General features: G+C 54.2%; 18 protein-coding genes. 17 read left to right on the forward strand and 1 reads right to left on the reverse strand.

Annotated features, from left to right (window positions below):
- Positions 1–8 precede the first annotated feature (8 nt).
- The 16 genes from atpB (at position 9) to F0319_RS16360 (ending at position 16291) form a co-directional block, all read left to right on the forward strand.
- A complete protein-coding gene (gene atpB, locus F0319_RS16285; RefSeq protein ID WP_008500193.1) occupies positions 9–824 on the forward strand; it encodes a F0F1 ATP synthase subunit A in 816 nt (271 codons plus the stop codon).
- A gap of 49 nt (positions 825–873) precedes the next feature.
- Positions 874–1113, forward strand: coding sequence for a F0F1 ATP synthase subunit C (atpE, locus tag F0319_RS16290; protein WP_000429386.1), 240 nt, complete (start codon positions 874–876; stop codon positions 1111–1113).
- A gap of 48 nt (positions 1114–1161) precedes the next feature.
- Complete coding sequence (atpF, locus tag F0319_RS16295) at positions 1162–1632, forward strand: F0F1 ATP synthase subunit B (RefSeq protein WP_014072436.1); 471 nt, start codon at positions 1162–1164, stop codon at positions 1630–1632.
- 14 nt (positions 1633–1646) lie between these two features.
- On the forward strand, positions 1647–2180 hold the full coding sequence (gene atpH, locus F0319_RS16300; protein WP_023309790.1) for a F0F1 ATP synthase subunit delta: 534 nt from the start codon (positions 1647–1649) through the stop codon (positions 2178–2180).
- A gap of 12 nt (positions 2181–2192) precedes the next feature.
- Entirely contained in the window at positions 2193–3734 is a 1542-nt protein-coding gene (gene atpA, locus F0319_RS16305; RefSeq protein ID WP_006808751.1) for a F0F1 ATP synthase subunit alpha, read from the forward strand.
- 51 nt (positions 3735–3785) lie between these two features.
- Positions 3786–4649 carry a F0F1 ATP synthase subunit gamma gene (gene atpG / locus F0319_RS16310; protein ID WP_024907886.1) on the forward strand — a complete coding sequence of 288 codons (864 nt, stop codon included), beginning with the start codon at positions 3786–3788 and terminating at the stop codon, positions 4647–4649.
- A 31-nt stretch (positions 4650–4680) separates the two neighbouring features.
- On the forward strand, positions 4681–6063 hold the full coding sequence (gene atpD, locus F0319_RS16315) for a F0F1 ATP synthase subunit beta (RefSeq protein WP_003862362.1): 1383 nt from the start codon (positions 4681–4683) through the stop codon (positions 6061–6063).
- A gap of 20 nt (positions 6064–6083) precedes the next feature.
- A complete protein-coding gene (locus tag F0319_RS16320) occupies positions 6084–6503 on the forward strand; it encodes a F0F1 ATP synthase subunit epsilon (protein ID WP_003862360.1) in 420 nt (139 codons plus the stop codon).
- Positions 6504–6641: 138 nt separating this feature from the next.
- A complete protein-coding gene (gene glmU / locus F0319_RS16325; protein WP_115876777.1) occupies positions 6642–8012 on the forward strand; it encodes a bifunctional UDP-N-acetylglucosamine diphosphorylase/glucosamine-1-phosphate N-acetyltransferase GlmU in 1371 nt (456 codons plus the stop codon).
- Positions 8013–8238: 226 nt separating this feature from the next.
- Positions 8239–10068, forward strand: coding sequence for a glutamine--fructose-6-phosphate transaminase (isomerizing) (gene glmS, locus F0319_RS16330; RefSeq protein WP_149367371.1), 1830 nt, complete (start codon positions 8239–8241; stop codon positions 10066–10068).
- Between the two features lie 321 nt (positions 10069–10389).
- Entirely contained in the window at positions 10390–11430 is a 1041-nt protein-coding gene (gene pstS / locus F0319_RS16335) for a phosphate ABC transporter substrate-binding protein PstS (protein WP_008500186.1), read from the forward strand.
- 128 nt (positions 11431–11558) lie between these two features.
- The gene (gene pstC, locus F0319_RS16340; RefSeq protein WP_023309793.1) at positions 11559–12518 is read left to right on the forward strand and encodes a phosphate ABC transporter permease PstC; all 960 of its coding nucleotides are present in this window, start codon (positions 11559–11561) and stop codon (positions 12516–12518) included.
- Positions 12518–13408, forward strand: a complete 891-nt coding sequence (gene pstA / locus F0319_RS16345; protein ID WP_111964235.1) for a phosphate ABC transporter permease PstA — start codon at positions 12518–12520, stop codon at positions 13406–13408. The genes pstC and pstA overlap by 1 nt, the downstream gene beginning before the upstream one ends.
- A 47-nt stretch (positions 13409–13455) precedes the next feature.
- Complete coding sequence (gene pstB, locus F0319_RS16350; protein WP_008500183.1) at positions 13456–14229, forward strand: phosphate ABC transporter ATP-binding protein PstB; 774 nt, start codon at positions 13456–13458, stop codon at positions 14227–14229.
- A gap of 26 nt (positions 14230–14255) precedes the next feature.
- Entirely contained in the window at positions 14256–14981 is a 726-nt protein-coding gene (phoU, locus tag F0319_RS16355) for a phosphate signaling complex protein PhoU (RefSeq protein ID WP_008500182.1), read from the forward strand.
- Positions 14982–15142: 161 nt separating this feature from the next.
- On the forward strand, positions 15143–16291 hold the full coding sequence (locus tag F0319_RS16360; protein ID WP_149367397.1) for an esterase: 1149 nt from the start codon (positions 15143–15145) through the stop codon (positions 16289–16291).
- A 31-nt stretch (positions 16292–16322) separates the two neighbouring features.
- On the opposite strand, the gene yieH is transcribed toward F0319_RS16360, so the two are convergent.
- Positions 16323–16988, reverse strand: a complete 666-nt coding sequence (yieH, locus tag F0319_RS16365; RefSeq protein WP_149367372.1) for a 6-phosphogluconate phosphatase — start codon at positions 16986–16988, stop codon at positions 16323–16325.
- A 165-nt stretch (positions 16989–17153) separates the two neighbouring features.
- Between yieH and adeP the strand changes: the two genes are divergently transcribed.
- Positions 17154–18491: an adenine permease AdeP gene (gene adeP / locus F0319_RS16370; protein WP_149367398.1), complete on the forward strand. Its 1338-nt coding sequence runs from the start codon at positions 17154–17156 to the stop codon at positions 18489–18491.
- The last annotated feature ends 62 nt before the right edge of the window (positions 18492–18553 follow it).

Consider the following 18553-nt stretch of genomic DNA (forward strand, 5'->3'; position numbering starts at 1 on the left):
AAGGCATCATGGCTTCAGAAAATATGACGCCGCAGGATTACATAGGTCACCATCTGAATAACCTTCAGTTGGACCTGCGTACATTCTCGCTGGTGGATCCACATAACCCCCCGGCCACCTTCTGGACGATCAACATCGACTCCATGTTCTTCTCGGTGGTTTTGGGTCTTCTGTTCCTGGCCATGTTCCGCGGTGTTGCTAAACGAGCGACCAGCGGTGTACCAGGGAAATTCCAGACCTTCATCGAAATGATCATCGGCTTCGTCCATGGCAGCGTCAAAGACATGTACCATGGCAAGAGCAAGCTGATTGCTCCGCTGGCCCTGACCGTGTTCGTTTGGGTCTTCCTGATGAACCTGATGGACCTGCTGCCAATCGATCTGCTGCCGTTTATCGGTGAGCACATCTTCGGCCTGCCAGCGCTGCGTGTTGTACCGTCTGCGGACGTGAACATCACCCTGTCGATGGCGCTGGGCGTATTTATCCTGATTCTTTTCTACAGCATCAAAATGAAAGGCGTAAGCGGCTTTGTGAAAGAGCTTACCTTGCAGCCGTTCAACCACTGGGCGTTTATTCCGGTCAACCTGATCCTGGAAGGCGTTAGCCTGCTGTCCAAACCTGTTTCACTGGGTCTGCGACTGTTCGGCAACATGTATGCGGGTGAGCTGATTTTCATTCTGATCGCGGGTCTTCTGCCGTGGTGGTCACAGTGGGTTCTGAATGTGCCGTGGGCCATTTTCCACATCCTGATCATTACGCTGCAAGCCTTTATCTTCATGGTTCTGACGATCGTCTATCTATCGATGGCGTCTGAAGAGCACTGATTTTTTACCAACACTACTACGTTTTAATTGAAACAAACTGGAGACTGTCATGGAAAACCTGAATATGGATCTGCTGTACATGGCTGCCGCTGTGATGATGGGTCTGGCGGCTATCGGTGCTGCGATCGGTATCGGCATCCTCGGGGGCAAATTCCTGGAAGGCGCAGCGCGTCAACCTGATCTGATTCCTCTGCTGCGTACTCAGTTCTTTATCGTTATGGGTCTGGTGGATGCTATCCCAATGATCGCTGTAGGTCTGGGTCTGTACGTGATGTTTGCTGTCGCGTAGTAGTAGTTTTAAAACCCTAAGCCACAGATATTAAAGAGGTATTGTGCTGTGAACATGAACGCAACAATCCTCGGCCAGGCCATCGCGTTTATTCTCTTTGTCTGGTTCTGCATGAAGTATGTATGGCCGCCTTTAATGGCTGCCATCGAAAAACGTCAGAAAGAAATTGCTGACGGTCTGGCTTCTGCAGAACGCGCTAAGAAAGATTTGGACCTTGCACAGGCCAACGCGACAGACCAGCTGAAAAAAGCGAAAGCGGAAGCTCAGGTTATCATCGAACAGGCTAACAAACGCCGTTCGCAGATCCTGGACGAAGCCAAAGCTGAAGCAGAACAGGAACGTACTAAGATCGTGACACAGGCTCAGGCAGAAATTGATGCTGAGCGTAAACGTGCTCGTGAAGAACTGCGTAAGCAGGTTGCGATTCTGGCTGTTGCTGGCGCCGAGAAGATCATCGAACGTTCCGTGGATGAAGCTGCTAACAGCGACATCGTGGACAAACTTGTCGCTGAACTGTAAGGAGGGAGGGGCTGATGTCTGAATTTGTTACGGTAGCTCGCCCCTACGCCAAAGCAGCTTTTGACTTTGCTGTCGAACACCAAAATGTCGATCGCTGGCAGGATATGCTGGCGTTTGCCGCTGAGGTGACGAAAAACGAACAAATGGCTGAGTTGCTTTCCGGTGCGTTAGCACCTGAAACTCTCGCCGCGTCGTTTATCGCCGTGTGCGGAGAGCAACTGGATGCCAACGGCCAGAACCTGATTAAGGTGATGGCAGAAAATGGTCGTCTCCGTGTGCTCCCGGATGTTCTCGAGCAGTTTGAGCACTTACGTGCCCTTAGTGAAGCAACCGCTGAAGTCGAAGTGACTTCTGCGACTGAACTGAGTAATGAACAGCTTGCGAAAATCACCGCCGCGATGGAAAAACGTCTGTCACGCAAAGTTAAGCTGAATTGCAAAATCGATAAGTCTGTAATGGCAGGCGTAATCATCCGTTCGGGTGATATGGTCATTGATGGCAGCGTACGCGGCCGTCTTGAACGCCTTGCAGACGTCTTGCAGTCTTAAGGGGACTGGAGCATGCAACTGAATTCCACCGAAATCAGCGAACTGATCAAGCAGCGCATTGCTCAGTTCAGTGTTGTGAGTGAAGCTCACAACGAAGGTACTATTGTTTCTGTAAGTGACGGTGTTATCCGTATCCACGGCTTGGCCGATTGTATGCAGGGTGAGATGATTTCCCTGCCGGGTAACCGTTACGCTATCGCACTGAACCTGGAGCGCGACTCCGTAGGTGCAGTTGTGATGGGTCCATACGCTGACCTCGCCGAAGGCATGAAGGTTAAGTGTACTGGCCGTATTCTGGAAGTGCCGGTTGGCCGTGGCCTACTGGGTCGCGTTGTTAACACCCTGGGTGCGCCAATCGACGGTAAAGGTCCGGTTGAGCACGATGGCTTCTCTCCAATCGAAGTTATCGCACCAGGCGTTATCGACCGTCAGTCCGTAGATCAGCCTGTTCAGACAGGTTATAAGTCCGTTGATGCCATGATCCCAATCGGTCGTGGTCAGCGTGAACTGATCATCGGTGACCGTCAGACCGGTAAAACCGCGATGGCTATCGACGCCATCATCAACCAGCGTGACTCCGGCATCAAATGTGTGTACGTGGCCATCGGCCAGAAAGCGTCCACCATTTCTAACGTGGTTCGTAAACTGGAAGAGCATGGCGCACTGTCTAACACCATCGTTGTGGTAGCGACCGCGTCTGAATCTGCTGCACTGCAATATCTGGCGCCATACGCCGGTTGCGCAATGGGCGAATACTTCCGTGACCGCGGTGAAGATGCTCTGATCGTATACGATGACCTGTCTAAACAGGCTGTTGCTTATCGTCAGGTTTCCCTGCTGCTCCGTCGTCCACCTGGACGTGAAGCGTTCCCTGGCGACGTATTCTACCTCCACTCTCGTCTGCTGGAGCGTGCTTCCCGCGTTAACGCGGAATACGTCGAGAACTTCACCAAAGGTGAAGTGAAGGGTAAAACGGGCTCTCTGACCGCTCTGCCGATCATTGAAACCCAGGCGGGTGACGTTTCTGCGTTCGTTCCGACCAACGTAATCTCTATTACCGATGGTCAGATCTTCCTGGAAACCAACCTGTTTAACTCCGGTATTCGTCCGGCAGTTAACCCGGGTATCTCCGTATCCCGTGTGGGTGGTGCTGCTCAGACCAAGATCATCAAGAAACTGTCCGGTGGTATCCGTACCGCGCTGGCACAGTATCGTGAACTGGCTGCGTTCTCTCAGTTCGCATCCGATCTGGACGAAGCAACCCGTAAACAGCTGAGCCACGGTCAGAAAGTGACCGAGCTGCTGAAGCAAAAACAGTACGCACCAATGTCTGTTGCTCAGCAGGGCCTGGTACTGTTCGCGGCTGAACGCGGTTACCTCGAAGATGTGGAACTGGCGAAAATCGGTAGCTTCGAAGCCGCTCTGCTGGCTTACGTCGACCGTGATCACGCTCCGCTGATGCAAGAGATCAACCAGACCGGTGGCTATAACGACGAAATCGAAGGCAAGCTGAAAGCTATCCTCGATTCCTTCAAAGCAACCCAATCCTGGTAATCGTCCGGCGGCTTGTCTCAGGACAAGCCGCCTGGCATTGAGGAGAAGCTCATGGCCGGCGCAAAAGAGATACGTAGTAAGATCGCAAGCGTCCAGAACACGCAAAAGATCACTAAAGCGATGGAGATGGTCGCCGCTTCCAAAATGCGTAAATCGCAGGATCGCATGGCGGCCAGCCGTCCTTATGCAGAAACCATGCGCAAAGTGATTGGTCACCTTGCAAACGGTAATCTGGAATATAAGCACCCTTACCTGGAAGAACGCGACGTTAAGCGCGTGGGCTACCTGGTGGTGTCGACCGACCGTGGTCTGTGTGGCGGCTTGAACATTAACCTGTTCAAAAAACTGCTGGCGGATATGAAAGCATGGTCTGAAAAAGGCGTTCAGTGCGATATCGCAATGATCGGCTCTAAAGGCGTCTCTTTCTTTAACTCCGTTGGTGGCAACATTGTCGCTCAGGTGACCGGTATGGGTGATAACCCGTCCCTGTCCGAACTGATCGGCCCGGTTAAAGTGATGTTGCAGGCTTATGATGAAGGCCGTCTGGACAGACTGTATGTTGTCAGCAACAAATTCATTAACACCATGTCTCAGGTTCCAACGCTCACTCAGATGCTGCCGTTACCGGCATCAGAAGATGGCGAGCTGAAGCAAAAAACCTGGGATTACCTGTATGAACCCGATCCGAAACCGCTGCTGGATACCCTGCTGCGTCGTTACGTTGAATCTCAGGTTTATCAGGGCGTTGTAGAAAACCTGGCCAGCGAGCAGGCCGCACGAATGGTGGCGATGAAAGCCGCGACCGATAATGGCGGCAGCCTGATTAAAGAGCTGCAGTTGGTTTACAACAAAGCTCGTCAGGCCAGCATTACTCAGGAACTCACCGAGATCGTCTCGGGGGCCGCCGCGGTTTAACCAGGTTTACGAATTACGTAGAGGATTCAAGATGGCTACTGGAAAGATTGTCCAGGTAATCGGCGCCGTGGTGGACGTCGAGTTCCCTCAGGACGCCGTACCACGCGTGTACGACGCGCTTGAGGTACAGAATGGTAACGAGAGCCTGGTGCTGGAAGTTCAGCAGCAGCTCGGCGGCGGTATCGTGCGTACCATCGCGATGGGTTCTTCCGACGGTCTGCGTCGTGGTCTGGAAGTCAAAGACCTTGAGCACCCGATCGAAGTCCCGGTAGGTAAAGCAACACTGGGTCGTATCATGAACGTATTGGGTCAGCCAATCGACATGAAAGGCGACATCGGTGAAGAAGAGCGTTGGGCTATCCACCGCGCGGCACCTTCCTACGAAGAGCTGTCCAGCTCTCAGGAACTGCTGGAAACCGGTATCAAAGTTATCGACCTGATGTGTCCGTTCGCGAAGGGCGGTAAAGTCGGTCTGTTCGGTGGTGCGGGTGTAGGTAAAACCGTAAACATGATGGAGCTGATCCGTAACATCGCGATCGAGCACTCCGGTTACTCTGTGTTTGCAGGTGTAGGTGAACGTACTCGTGAGGGTAACGACTTCTACCACGAAATGACCGACTCCAACGTTCTGGACAAAGTATCCCTGGTTTACGGCCAGATGAACGAGCCACCTGGAAACCGTCTGCGCGTTGCGCTGACCGGCCTGACGATGGCTGAGAAGTTCCGTGACGAAGGCCGTGACGTTCTGCTGTTCGTTGATAACATCTATCGTTACACCCTGGCCGGTACGGAAGTATCTGCACTGCTGGGTCGTATGCCTTCAGCGGTAGGCTACCAGCCTACGCTGGCGGAAGAGATGGGTGTTCTTCAGGAACGTATCACCTCTACCAAAACCGGTTCTATCACCTCCGTTCAGGCGGTATACGTACCTGCGGATGACTTGACTGACCCATCTCCAGCAACCACCTTTGCGCACTTAGATGCAACCGTGGTACTGAGCCGTCAGATCGCGTCTCTGGGTATCTACCCGGCCGTTGACCCGCTGGACTCCACCAGCCGTCAGCTGGATCCACTGGTTGTTGGTCAGGAGCACTACGACACCGCGCGTGGCGTCCAGTCTCTGCTGCAGCGTTACCAGGAACTGAAAGACATCATCGCCATCCTGGGTATGGATGAACTGTCTGAAGAAGACAAACTGGTGGTAGCACGTGCGCGTAAGATCCAGCGCTTCCTGTCCCAGCCGTTCTTCGTTGCGGAAGTATTCACCGGTTCTCCGGGTAAATACGTTTCCCTGAAAGACACCATCCGTGGCTTTAAAGGCATCATGGAAGGCGAATACGATCACCTGCCAGAGCAGGCGTTCTACATGGTTGGTTCCATCGAAGAAGCTGTGGAAAAAGCCAAAAAACTTTAACGCCTTAATCGGAGGGTGATATGGCAATGACTTACCACCTGGACGTCGTCAGCGCAGAGCAACAAATGTTCTCTGGTCTGGTCGAGAAAATCCAGGTAACGGGTAGTGAAGGTGAACTGGGTATTTTCCCGGGTCACGCACCGCTGCTCACCGCCATTAAGCCTGGTATGATCCGCATCGTTAAACAGTTCGGTCACGAAGAGTTTATCTATCTGTCCGGCGGCATTCTTGAAGTGCAGCCTGGCAGTGTGACCGTTCTGGCCGATACCGCTATTCGTGGCCAGGATCTCGACGAAGCGCGAGCCCTGGAGTCGAAGCGTAAGGCTGAAGAGCACATTAACAGCTCTCATGGTGACGTGGATTACGCTCAGGCGTCTGCGGAGCTGGCCAAAGCAATCGCGAAACTGCGCGTTATCGAGTTGACCAAAAAAGCGATGTAACACCGGCTTGAAAAGCACAAAAGCCAGTCTGGATACCAGGCTGGCTTTTTTTTTCGGCCTTAATTCATGATGAAAAAGATGTAGAATTTTAAGCATCAAACGTTTTTACTTCACACTCAAACTACCGTCAGGATGCGTATGTCAAACAGTGCGATGAGCGTGGTGATCCTTGCCGCTGGCAAAGGGACCCGCATGTATTCCGATCTGCCTAAAGTGCTTCACACGCTTGCTGGAAAGCCAATGGTGCAGCATGTCATTGATGCAGCGAATGAACTGGGTGCCAATCAGGTCCACCTGGTCTACGGCCACGGCGGCGATCTTCTTAAAAAGACGCTGAGCGACGACAAGCTCAACTGGGTGCTTCAGGCTGAACAGCTGGGCACAGGTCATGCGATGCAGCAGGCAGCACCGTTCTTTGCGGATGACGAAGACATTTTGATGCTCTACGGCGATGTCCCGCTGATCTCCGTTGAAACCCTGACTCGCCTGCGTGAAGCCAAACCGCAGGGCGGCATCGGTTTATTAACCGTCGTGCTGGACGATCCAACCGGTTATGGCCGTATCACCCGTGAAAACGGTAACGTCACGGGTATTGTTGAGCACAAAGATGCCAGCGATGAACAGCGCCAGATTCAGGAGATCAACACCGGTATCCTGATTGCCAATGGCGCGGATATGAAGCGCTGGCTGTCCAGACTCGACAACAACAACGCGCAGGGTGAATTCTACATCACCGACATCATTGCGATGGCGTATCAGGAAGGACGTGAGATTGCGGCGGTTCATCCGGCGCGTATTAGCGAAACCGAAGGGGTGAATAACCGCCTTCAGCTTTCCCGTCTGGAGCGTGTTTATCAGTCCGAGCAGGCTGAAAAACTGCTTCTGGCAGGTGTGATGCTGCGCGATCCGGCGCGTTTCGATCTGCGTGGTTCGTTATCTCACGGTCGTGACGTTGAAATTGATACTAACGTTATCCTCGAGGGTAACGTGACGCTGGGCAACCGCGTCAAAATCGGTGCCGGCTGCGTGATTAAAAACAGCATTATTGGTGACGACTGCGAAATCAGCCCGTACAGCGTGGTGGAAGATGCCCGTCTGGACGTGGCCTGTACCATCGGCCCGTTTGCGCGTCTGCGCCCGGGCGCAGAGCTACTGGAAGGCGCTCACGTGGGTAACTTCGTGGAAATGAAAAAAGCGCGTCTGGGTAAAGGCTCGAAAGCCGGTCATCTGACCTATCTGGGCGACGCGGAAATTGGCAATAACGTGAATATTGGTGCAGGGACCATAACCTGTAACTATGACGGCGCGAATAAGTTTAAAACCATCATCGGTGATGATGTGTTCGTGGGCTCCGATACGCAGCTGGTGGCGCCTGTTACCGTGGGTAACGGGGTGACCATTGCAGCCGGAACAACCGTAACGCGTGATGTGGCCGAGAACGAGCTGGTGTTAAGCCGCGTTCCGCAGGTCAGCAAACAGGGCTGGAAACGTCCGGTGAAGAAAAAGTAACGGATTTACCCCTCTCCCCAAAGGAGAGAGGGGATCGTTCGGTGCGGTGTTTTTCTCCCTCGCCCCTTTGGGGAGAGGGCCGGGGTGAGGGGATAATATAATCCTCCCCCCACAAGCAGTACCCATAAAAATAACCCCACTCTCTACAAGGCTCGGGGCGCCCGGAAAGGGCAAATACAGGTCAGCGACAACGCAGGCATAATGCCTAAATTCGGAATCTAAAATTATGTGTGGAATTGTTGGCGCAGTTGCGCAGCGTGATATTGCTGAAATCCTTCTCGAAGGTTTACGTCGTCTGGAATATCGTGGTTACGACTCTGCCGGTCTGGCTGTCGTCGATGCAGAAGGTCATATGACCCGTCTGCGTCGTCTCGGTAAAGTGCAGATGCTGGCCCAGGCCGCGGAAGAACATCCGCTGCACGGGGGAACCGGTATTGCGCACACCCGCTGGGCGACGCACGGCGAACCGTCTGAAGGTAACGCGCACCCGCATGTGTCTGAACACATCGTGGTGGTGCACAACGGCATTATCGAAAACCACGAACCGCTGCGCGAAGAACTGAAAGCGCGCGGCTACACCTTCGTCTCTGAAACTGACACCGAAGTGATTGCTCACCTGGTGCACTGGGAGCTGGAGCAGGGCGGTACACTGCGTGATGCGGTGCTCCGTGCTATCCCTCAGCTGCGCGGTGCGTATGGTACGGTGATCATGGATTCCCGCGATCCGTCAACGCTTCTGGCCGCGCGTTCCGGTAGCCCGATGGTTATCGGTCTGGGCATGGGTGAAAACTTTATCGCCTCTGACCAGCTGGCGCTGCTGCCGGTTACCCGTCGCTTTATCTTCCTCGAAGAGGGTGATATCGCGGAAGTGACCCGTCGCAGCGTGACCGTCTTCGATACTAAAGGCGAGCAGGTGAAGCGTCAGGAGATCGAATCGAATCTGCAGTACGACGCGGGCGACAAAGGCGCTTACCGTCACTATATGCAGAAAGAGATTTACGAGCAGCCAAACGCCATCAAAAACACCCTGACCGGGCGCATTAGCCACGGTGAAGTGGATCTGAGCGAGCTGGGCGCAAACGCGAACGAACTGCTCAGCAAGGTCGAGCATATTCAGATCGTGGCCTGCGGCACCTCCTATAACTCCGGTATGGTTTCTCGCTACTGGTTTGAATCCCTGGCGGGCGTGCCGTGCGATGTGGAAATCGCGTCTGAATTCCGCTATCGCAAATCTGCGGTGCGTCGTAACAGCCTGATGATCACCCTTTCCCAGTCCGGCGAAACGGCGGATACGCTCGCAGCGCTGCGTCTGTCTAAAGAGCTGGGCTACCTGGGCTCTCTGGCCATCTGTAACGTCCCGGGCTCCTCGCTGGTGCGTGAATCCGATCTGGCGCTGATGACTAAAGCGGGCACCGAAATCGGCGTGGCTTCAACCAAAGCGTTTACCACGCAGCTGACCGTTCTGCTGATGCTGGTGGCGAAGCTTGCGCGCCTGAAAGGCGAAGATGCGTCCGTTGAGCATGACATCGTTCATGGTCTGCAGGCGCTGCCAAGCCGTATTGAGCAGATGCTGTCTCAGGACAAACGCATCGAAGCGCTGGCGGAAGATTTCTCTGACAAACATCACGCCCTGTTCCTGGGTCGTGGCGATCAGTATCCGATTGCGCTTGAAGGCGCACTGAAGCTGAAAGAGATCTCCTACATCCACGCGGAAGCCTATGCGGCAGGCGAGCTGAAACACGGCCCTCTGGCGCTGATTGACGCGGATATGCCGGTCATAGTTGTGGCACCAAACAACGAACTGCTGGAAAAACTGAAGTCTAACATCGAAGAAGTGCGTGCCCGTGGCGGTGTTCTGTACGTCTTCGCCGACAAAGATGCCGGTTTTGTCAGCAGCGACAACATGCACATCATCGAGATGCCGCATGTGGAAGAGGTGATTGCACCGATCTTCTATACCGTTCCGCTGCAGCTGCTGGCTTACCATGTGGCGCTGATCAAAGGCACCGACGTTGACCAGCCGCGTAACCTGGCGAAATCAGTTACCGTAGAATAATCCCTTCAGGCTCCACCCTCGGGTGGAGCTTTTTTATCCCGCCCGGTTTGTTTTTAATCAATCCTGTCTCGTTTTTAATAATGACAATTTGTCATCTTCAGCTACTTTTTTCAGTGTCACATAAAGAAAATATTTCTGAAAACGTATTGTCATAAAAGTGGCTAACACGATGAAAATTAAGCTTTATTGTGCGGTATTTTAAGTGAAATTTTCATTGTCATAAAACTGTCATAATTCGTACATTTATCTGTCACCTGTTTGTCCTATTTTGCTCATCGTAGCCACTAAACAACGATTTACGAAAATCTTGCAGGAGACATTATGAAAGTTATGCGTACCACTGTCGCAACTGTTGTCGCCGCGACCTTATCTCTGAGCGCGTTCTCTGTATTTGCAGAAGCAAGCCTGACTGGCGCTGGTGCAACCTTCCCTGCGCCGGTGTATGCCAAATGGGCGGATACCTACCAGAAAGAAACCGGTAACAAGGTTAACTATCAGGGTATCGGCTCCTCCGGTGGCGTGAAACAAATTACCGCGAACACGGTTGATTTCGGCGCGTCTGACGCTCCGCTGTCTGATGATAAGCTGGCTCAGGAAGGCCTGTTCCAGTTCCCTACCGTGATCGGTGGCGTGGTCCTGGCCATCAACCTGCCGGGCGTGAAGTCGGGCGAGCTGGTGCTGGACGGCAAAACGCTGGGTGACATCTACCTGGGCAAAATCAAAAAATGGGATGACGAAGCGATCGCCAAACTCAACCCAGGCCTGAAGCTGCCTTCTCAGAACATCGCCGTGGTTCGCCGCGCGGATGGTTCCGGCACCTCTTTCGTGTTCACCAGCTACCTGGCAAAAGTGAACGAAGAGTGGAAATCTAAAGTCGGCTCCGGCTCTACCGTTAACTGGCCTACCGGTCTGGGTGGTAAAGGTAACGACGGTATCGCCGCGTTCGTACAGCGTCTGCCTGGCTCCATCGGCTACGTAGAGTATGCGTACGCGAAGCAGAATAACCTGTCCTACACCAAACTGGTTTCTGCCGACGGCAAACCGGTTAGCCCGACCGAAGAGAACTTTGCTAACGCTGCCAAAGGCGCTGACTGGAGCAAATCCTTCGCTCAGGATCTGACTAACCAGAAGGGCGAAGGTGCATGGCCAATCACCTCTACCACCTTCATCCTGGTGCACAAAGAGCAGAAGAAACCTGAGCAGGGCGCTGAAGTGCTGAAGTTCTTCGACTGGGCATACAAAAACGGCGGCAAACAGGCTAACGCTCTGGATTACGCCACCCTGCCGGACAACGTGGTTGAGCAGATTCGTGCTGCATGGAAAACCAACGTGAAAGACAGCAGCGGTAAAGCGCTGTACTAACAGGATATATTTAACGAAGATGGCGGGTGGCGCTGAGCTTGCCCGCCCTACGGTTTAAGCTGTAGGCCCGGTAAGCGTCAGCGCCACCGGGCATATTCGTAAAAACGTCTCAAACAGAAGAGTAATTTATGGCTGCAACCAAGCCTGCATTTAACCCTCCGGGTAAAAAAGGTGACATGATTTTCAGCGCGCTGGTCAAACTGGCTGCGCTGATTGTGCTATTGCTGCTGGGCGGCATTATCGTGTCTCTGATTTTCTCCTCATGGCCGAGCATCCAGAAATTCGGTTTCTCCTTCCTGTGGACCAAAGAGTGGGACGCGCCGAACGACATCTACGGTGCTCTGGTGCCGATTTACGGCACGCTGGTAACCTCGTTCATCGCCCTGCTGATTGCGGTTCCGGTAAGCTTTGGTATTGCCCTGTTCCTGACGGAGCTGGCGCCAGGCTGGCTGCGTCGTCCGCTGGGTATTGCCATCGAACTGCTGGCGGCTATTCCGAGTATCGTCTACGGCATGTGGGGCCTGTTCATCTTTGCACCACTGTTCGCTACATATTTCCAGGAACCGGTGGGTAATGTCCTCTCTGCCATTCCGTTTGTGGGGGCCCTGTTCTCTGGCCCGGCTTTCGGTATCGGCATTCTGGCGGCAGGTGTGATCCTCGCCATTATGATTATTCCGTACATTGCGGCGGTCATGCGCGATGTCTTCGAACAAACGCCGGTGATGATGAAAGAGTCGGCCTACGGCATCGGCTGCACCACCTGGGAAGTTATCTGGCGCATTGTACTTCCGTTCACCAAAAATGGGGTGATTGGAGGCGTGATGCTAGGCTTGGGTCGTGCGCTGGGTGAAACCATGGCGGTCACCTTTATCATCGGTAACACCTACCAGCTCGACAGCGCGTCGCTCTACATGCCGGGTAACAGTATTACCTCGGCGCTGGCTAATGAATTTGCGGAAGCGGAATCCGGGCTGCACGTGGCGGCGCTGATGGAGCTGGGTCTGATTCTGTTCGTTATTACCTTCATCGTTCTGGCGATTTCCAAGCTGATGATTATGCGCCTCGCTAAAAATGAGGGAGCACGCTAATGGCTACTCTCGAAATGCAAGCTACCGCTGAACTGGCGGAATCCCGCCGCAAAATGCAGGCCAGACGCCGCATGAAAAACCGTATTGCCCTGACGCTCTCAATGGCGACTATGGCATTCGGCCTGTTCTGGCTGGTCTGGATCCTCTTCTCGACGATCGTTCGGGGGATTGACGGAATGTCACTCTCGCTGTTCACCGAAATGACGCCGCCGCCGAACACGGCGGGGGGGGGCCTGGCGAATGCGCTGGCCGGCAGCGGATTGCTGATCCTCTGGGCAACGGTATTCGGCACGCCGCTGGGCATCATGGCGGGGATTTACCTGGCAGAATACGGTCGCAAATCCTGGCTGGCGGAAGTGATTCGCTTCATTAACGATATTTTGCTGTCAGCCCCGTCTATCGTGGTGGGTCTGTTCGTTTACACCGTTGTTGTAGCGCAGATGGAACACTTCTCCGGCTGGGCGGGTGTGATTGCCCTGGCGCTGCTGCAGGTGCCGATTGTGATTCGAACCACCGAGAACATGCTGAAACTGGTGCCGGACAGCCTGCGTGAAGCGGCTTATGCACTGGGTACGCCGAAATGGAAGATGATCTCTGCAATTACGCTGAAGGCGTCCGTATCCGGGATCATGACCGGTATCCTGCTGGCGGTTGCGCGTATCGCGGGGGAAACGGCACCGCTGCTGTTTACGTCCCTCTCCAACCAGTTCTGGAGCACGGACATGATGCAGCCGATCGCCAACCTGCCGGTGACGATCTTTAAATTTGCGATGAGCCCATTTGCGGAATGGCAGCAGCTGGCCTGGGCCGGGGTGCTGATCATTACCCTTTGCGTACTGTTGCTGAACATTCTGGCGCGCGTCATTTTCGCGAAGAAGAAACACGGTTAATTTTTTACGGCGCGGCAGCTCGCGGCGCCGAATGAGGAAATGAGTCAATGAGTATGGTTGATACTGCCCCGGGTAAGATTCAGGTTCGTGATTTGAACTTCTACTACGGCAAATTCCATGCCCTGAAGAACATCAACCTGGATATCGCGAAGAACCAGGTCACGGCATTTATCGGTCCGTCCGGCTGTGGGAAATCCACGCTGCTGCGTACCTTTAACAAAATGTATTCGCTCTATCCGGAGCAGCGCGCTGAAGGGGAAATCATCCTCGATGGCGAAAATATTCTGACCCAGGCTCAGGATATCGCCCTGCTGCGCGCCAAAGTGGGAATGGTGTTCCAGAAACCCACGCCGTTCCCGATGTCCATTTATGACAACATCGCCTTTGGCGTTCGCCTGTTTGAAAAGCTCTCCCGCGCCGATATGGACGAGCGCGTGCAGTGGGCTTTGACCAAGGCCGCATTATGGAACGAAACCAAAGATAAGTTGCACCAGAGCGGTTACTCTCTCTCCGGTGGTCAGCAGCAGCGTCTGTGCATTGCGCGCGGTATTGCGATTCGCCCGGAAGTGTTGCTGCTGGATGAGCCGTGTTCAGCGCTGGACCCGATCTCAACCGGTCGTATTGAAGAACTGATCACCGAGCTGAAGCAGGATTACACCGTGGTTATCGTGACCCATAACATGCAGCAGGCTGCACGTTGCTCCGATCACACGGCGTTTATGTACCTGGGTGAATTGATTGAGTTCAGCAACACGGACGATCTCTTCACTAAGCCCGCGAAGAAACAAACCGAAGATTATATTACTGGCCGCTACGGTTGATTTGCCTTAGTGCATGTGGAGAAACCATGGACAACCTCAATCTTAATAAACACATTTCCGGCCAGTTCAACGCAGAGCTGGAAAGCATTCGCACCCAGGTGATGACCATGGGCGGTATGGTCGAGCAGCAGCTTTCTGATGCGATTACGGCGATGCACAACCAGGACAGCGAGCTGGCGAAACGCGTCATTGAAGGCGACAAAAACGTCAACATGATGGAAGTCGCTATCGACGAGGCCTGCGTGCGCATTATCGCGAAACGTCAGCCGACGGCGAGCGACCTGCGTCTGGTGATGGCCATTATCAAAACCATCGCCGAGCTGGAACGTATTGGCGACGTTGCGGATAAAATCTGCCGCACCGCGCTGGAGAAGTTCTCTCAGCAGCACCAGCCGCTGCTGGTGAGCCTGGAGTCGCTGGGCCGCCACACCGTGCAGATGCTTCACGACGTACTGGATGCCTTTGCGCGAATGGATCTTGACGAAGCGGTGCGTATCTACCGTGAAGACAAAAAGGTCGATCAGGAGTATGAAGGCATCGTGCGTCAGCTGATGACCTACATGATGGAAGATTCCCGTACGATCCCAAGCGTACTGACCGCCCTGTTCTGCGCGCGCTCCATCGAGCGTATCGGCGACCGCTGCCAGAACATTTGCGAATACATTTTCTACTTCGTGAAAGGTCAGGACTTCCGTCACGTGGGCGGCGACGAGCTGGACAAGCTGCTGGCGGGTAAAGATCCGAAAGAGTAATCCTGTCATCTGATAACAACGCCGGTACTCACCGGCGTTGTTATTTCTAGTGTAATCACAATTTTCCCCTTCATCCGTAGCCTGACGTTCGAAACGCGCTAACGTAAGACGAAAAAAACAGCAAAGGATGGGATATGAAAAATTCATTAGCGTGCCTGGCGATGGCCATCAGTATCGGGATCGGTACTGGAACAGACGTTATTGCCGCACCGTTGCCGGTCACACCTGACCAGACTACCCCGGTCAGCCACTATGTGACCCGGGTTAATGCGGATAAAAGCATTACGTTTCGCCTGTTTGCACCCGGCGCAACGCGAGTCTCCGTGGTGACGGGGTCAATGCCTGAAAGCCAGGTTTCCCATGATATGACGAAAGAGAAAAATGGCGTCTGGTCATGGAAAAGCGAGCCGATGGCCCCGAATCTCTACGAATATTATTTCGACATCGATGGTTTCCGTTCAGTCGACACGGGAAGCCGCTATCAAAAACCTCAGCGGCAGGTGAATACCAGCCTGATTCTGGTTCCGGGCAGTATTCTCGACGATCGTCCTGTACCGCATGGCGATCTGACGACCCTGACCTGGCACTCGCCGTCGCTCAAGTCAGAGCGCCGCGTCTATGTATGGACTCCTCCTGGCTACAACGGCACAGGGGAACCCTTACCGGTTCTCTACTTCTACCATGGTTTTGGGGATACCGGGCTCTCGGCCATCGACCAGGGCCGTCTGCCGCAAATCATGGATAACCTGATGGCCGAGGGGAAAATCAAACCGATGCTGGTGGTGGTACCCGACACCGAGACGGACAGCACTGAGGCCATCCCCGAGAACTTCCCACCGGCAGAACGACGGAAGTCTTTCTACCCGCTCAATGCGAAAGCCGCAGATCGTGAACTGATGAGCGAGATTATTCCGCTGGTGGATACACGCTTCAACGTGCGTAAAGATGCTGACGGCCGGGCGCTGGCGGGGTTGTCACAGGGCGGTTATCAGGCGCTGGTCTCCGGGATGAATCATCTGGAGAGCTTCGGCTGGCTGGGAACGTTCAGCGGCGTTACCACAACAACCGTGCCTGACGAAGGCGTGGCCGCACGCTTTAAGCAGCCGGAGGCCATTAACCGGCAGCTGCATAACTTCACCGTCGTCGTGGGAGAGCGCGATTCGGTGACCGGCAAAGATATCGCCGGTCTGAAAGCGGAGCTGGAAAAACAGGGCATCAAATTCGACTATAAGATGTACCCCGGTCTGAATCACGAAATGGACGTCTGGCGTCCGGCCTATGCTGAGTTTGTTCAAAAGCTCTTCAGATAAACCTGTCGCCCTCCCTGCAGGGAGGGGCAACTTAACGCGTAATATTCCACCCGCGCGCCTTCCACAGCTCGGGTAGCTGCGCCAGATCGGTGAAGGTCGTGACTTTTGGATGAACGATCGGCTTGTTGTGCGGGTCGGCGCAGAAGTAAAACACTTCCATCCCCGCATCAATCCCCGACTGCGCACCCGCAGACGAGTCATCCACCAGAACGCAATTCTCTACGTTAACGTTCATCGCTTTTGCCGCATGGAACATCAGCGCCGGGTCCGGCTTCCAGCGCTGGATATCGTAGCCGCTGAACAGTTTTTCCGGGAAATGGTGCAACATCTCAAGCTTGCCCAGCGAGTGCTGCATTTTGCTGACCGGACCGTTGGAGACCACGCAGATCGGCACCGTCATCGCATCCAGCAATGCGTTAGCCCCGGAGATAACTTCCAGCTCGGAGTCAAACAGGCGTGCGACCTCCGCGCGGTACACCGGTTCCAGATCGGCTTTCGCCAGATCCACACCGTGTTCCTGGTTAATGATGTCGATGATCTCGTAGAGCTTCACGCCCTTAAAGCGTTTAAACACCTCTTCGAGTTCCAGAGTAATGCCAAATTCCTGGAACATGGTGACATACGCGCGGGAACAAATGACCTCACTGTCGACCAGCGTACCGTCGCAGTCGAAAAATACCGCTTCAATTCCGGACATGCCTTTCCCTTTTAACAAGTTTAACGTTTACGTACGGCAGTTCACCGGGACGCAATCGTTGCCGTATAAGCAAAATCAATGAAAAAAGTATCACGTAACCGCCACTATTGTCGCATTTTGGTATAGGATAGCGACGAATTTTCCCTCCTTGTTCGGAAATTGATGATGAGTCAACAACACACTACCCAGACATCTGGTCAGGGTCTGCTTGAGCGCGTTTTTAAACTGCGCGAGCACGGCACAACGGCACGCACCGAAGTGATCGCTGGTTTCACCACCTTCCTGACGATGGTCTATATCGTTTTTGTGAACCCACAAATTCTGGGCGTTGCTGGCATGGATACCAGCGCCGTCTTTGTAACCACCTGCCTGATCGCCGCCCTTGGCAGCATTCTGATGGGTGTATTCGCTAACCTGCCGGTTGCATTGGCACCGGCGATGGGCCTGAATGCGTTCTTCGCGTTCGTGGTTGTTCAGGCGATGGGTCTGCCTTGGCAGGTGGGCATGGGCGCTATCTTCTGGGGCGCGGTTGGCCTGCTGCTGCTGACCATTTTCCGCGTACGTTACTGGATGATTGCAAACATTCCCGTGAGCCTGCGCGTGGGCATTACCAGCGGTATCGGTCTGTTCATCGGTATGATGGGGCTGAAAAACGCCGGCGTTATCGTGGCGAACCCGGATACGCTGGTGAGCATCGGTCACCTGACCTCGCATAATGTGCTGCTGGGCGTGCTGGGCTTCTTTATCATCGCGATCCTCGCTTCCCGCAATATTCACGCGGCAGTGCTGGTATCCATCGTGGTGACCACGCTGCTGGGCTGGATGCTGGGCGACGTTCACTATAACGGCATCGTTTCCGCGCCACCGAGCGTTTCTACCGTTATTGGTCATGTTGATCTGGCGGGTTCCCTGAACCTGGGCCTGGCGGGCGTGATTTTCTCCTTCATGCTGGTGAACCTGTTCGACTCCTCCGGTACGCTGATCGGCGTGACCGACAAAGCGGGTCTGGCAGATGAGAAAGGCAAATTCCCGCGCATGAAGCAGGCGCTGTTTGTGGACAGTATCTCCTCAGTGACCGGCTCATTTATCGGGACCTCGTCTGTTACCGCTTACATTGAATCCTCTTCCGGCGTGTCCGTGGGCGGCCGTACCGGCCTGACGGCGGTTGTGGTGGGTATTCTGTTCCTGCTGGTGATCTTCCTCTCGCCACTGGCGGGCATGGTGCCTCCGTACGCGGCGGCCGGCGCGCTGATCTATGTGGGGGTGCTGATGACCTCCAGCCTGTCTCGCGTGAAGTGGGATGATTTAACCGAAGCGGTGCCGGCTTTTATTACCGCCGTGATGATGCCGTTCAGCTTCTCGATTACCGAAGGTATCGCGCTGGGCTTTATCTCTTACTGCGTAATGAAGATCGGTACCGGCCGCTTCCGCGACCTCAGCCCTTGCGTCATTATTGTGGCGCTGCTGTTTGTGCTGAAGATTGTGTTTATTGACGCGCACTAAGGTGCGGTTTGTGGTGTCAGGTGGCGCTTCGCTTACCTGACCTACTGAAGAGTGTAGGCCCG

This window comes from Enterobacter vonholyi, from assembly GCF_008364555.1.
GTDB lineage: Bacteria > Pseudomonadota > Gammaproteobacteria > Enterobacterales > Enterobacteriaceae > Enterobacter > Enterobacter vonholyi.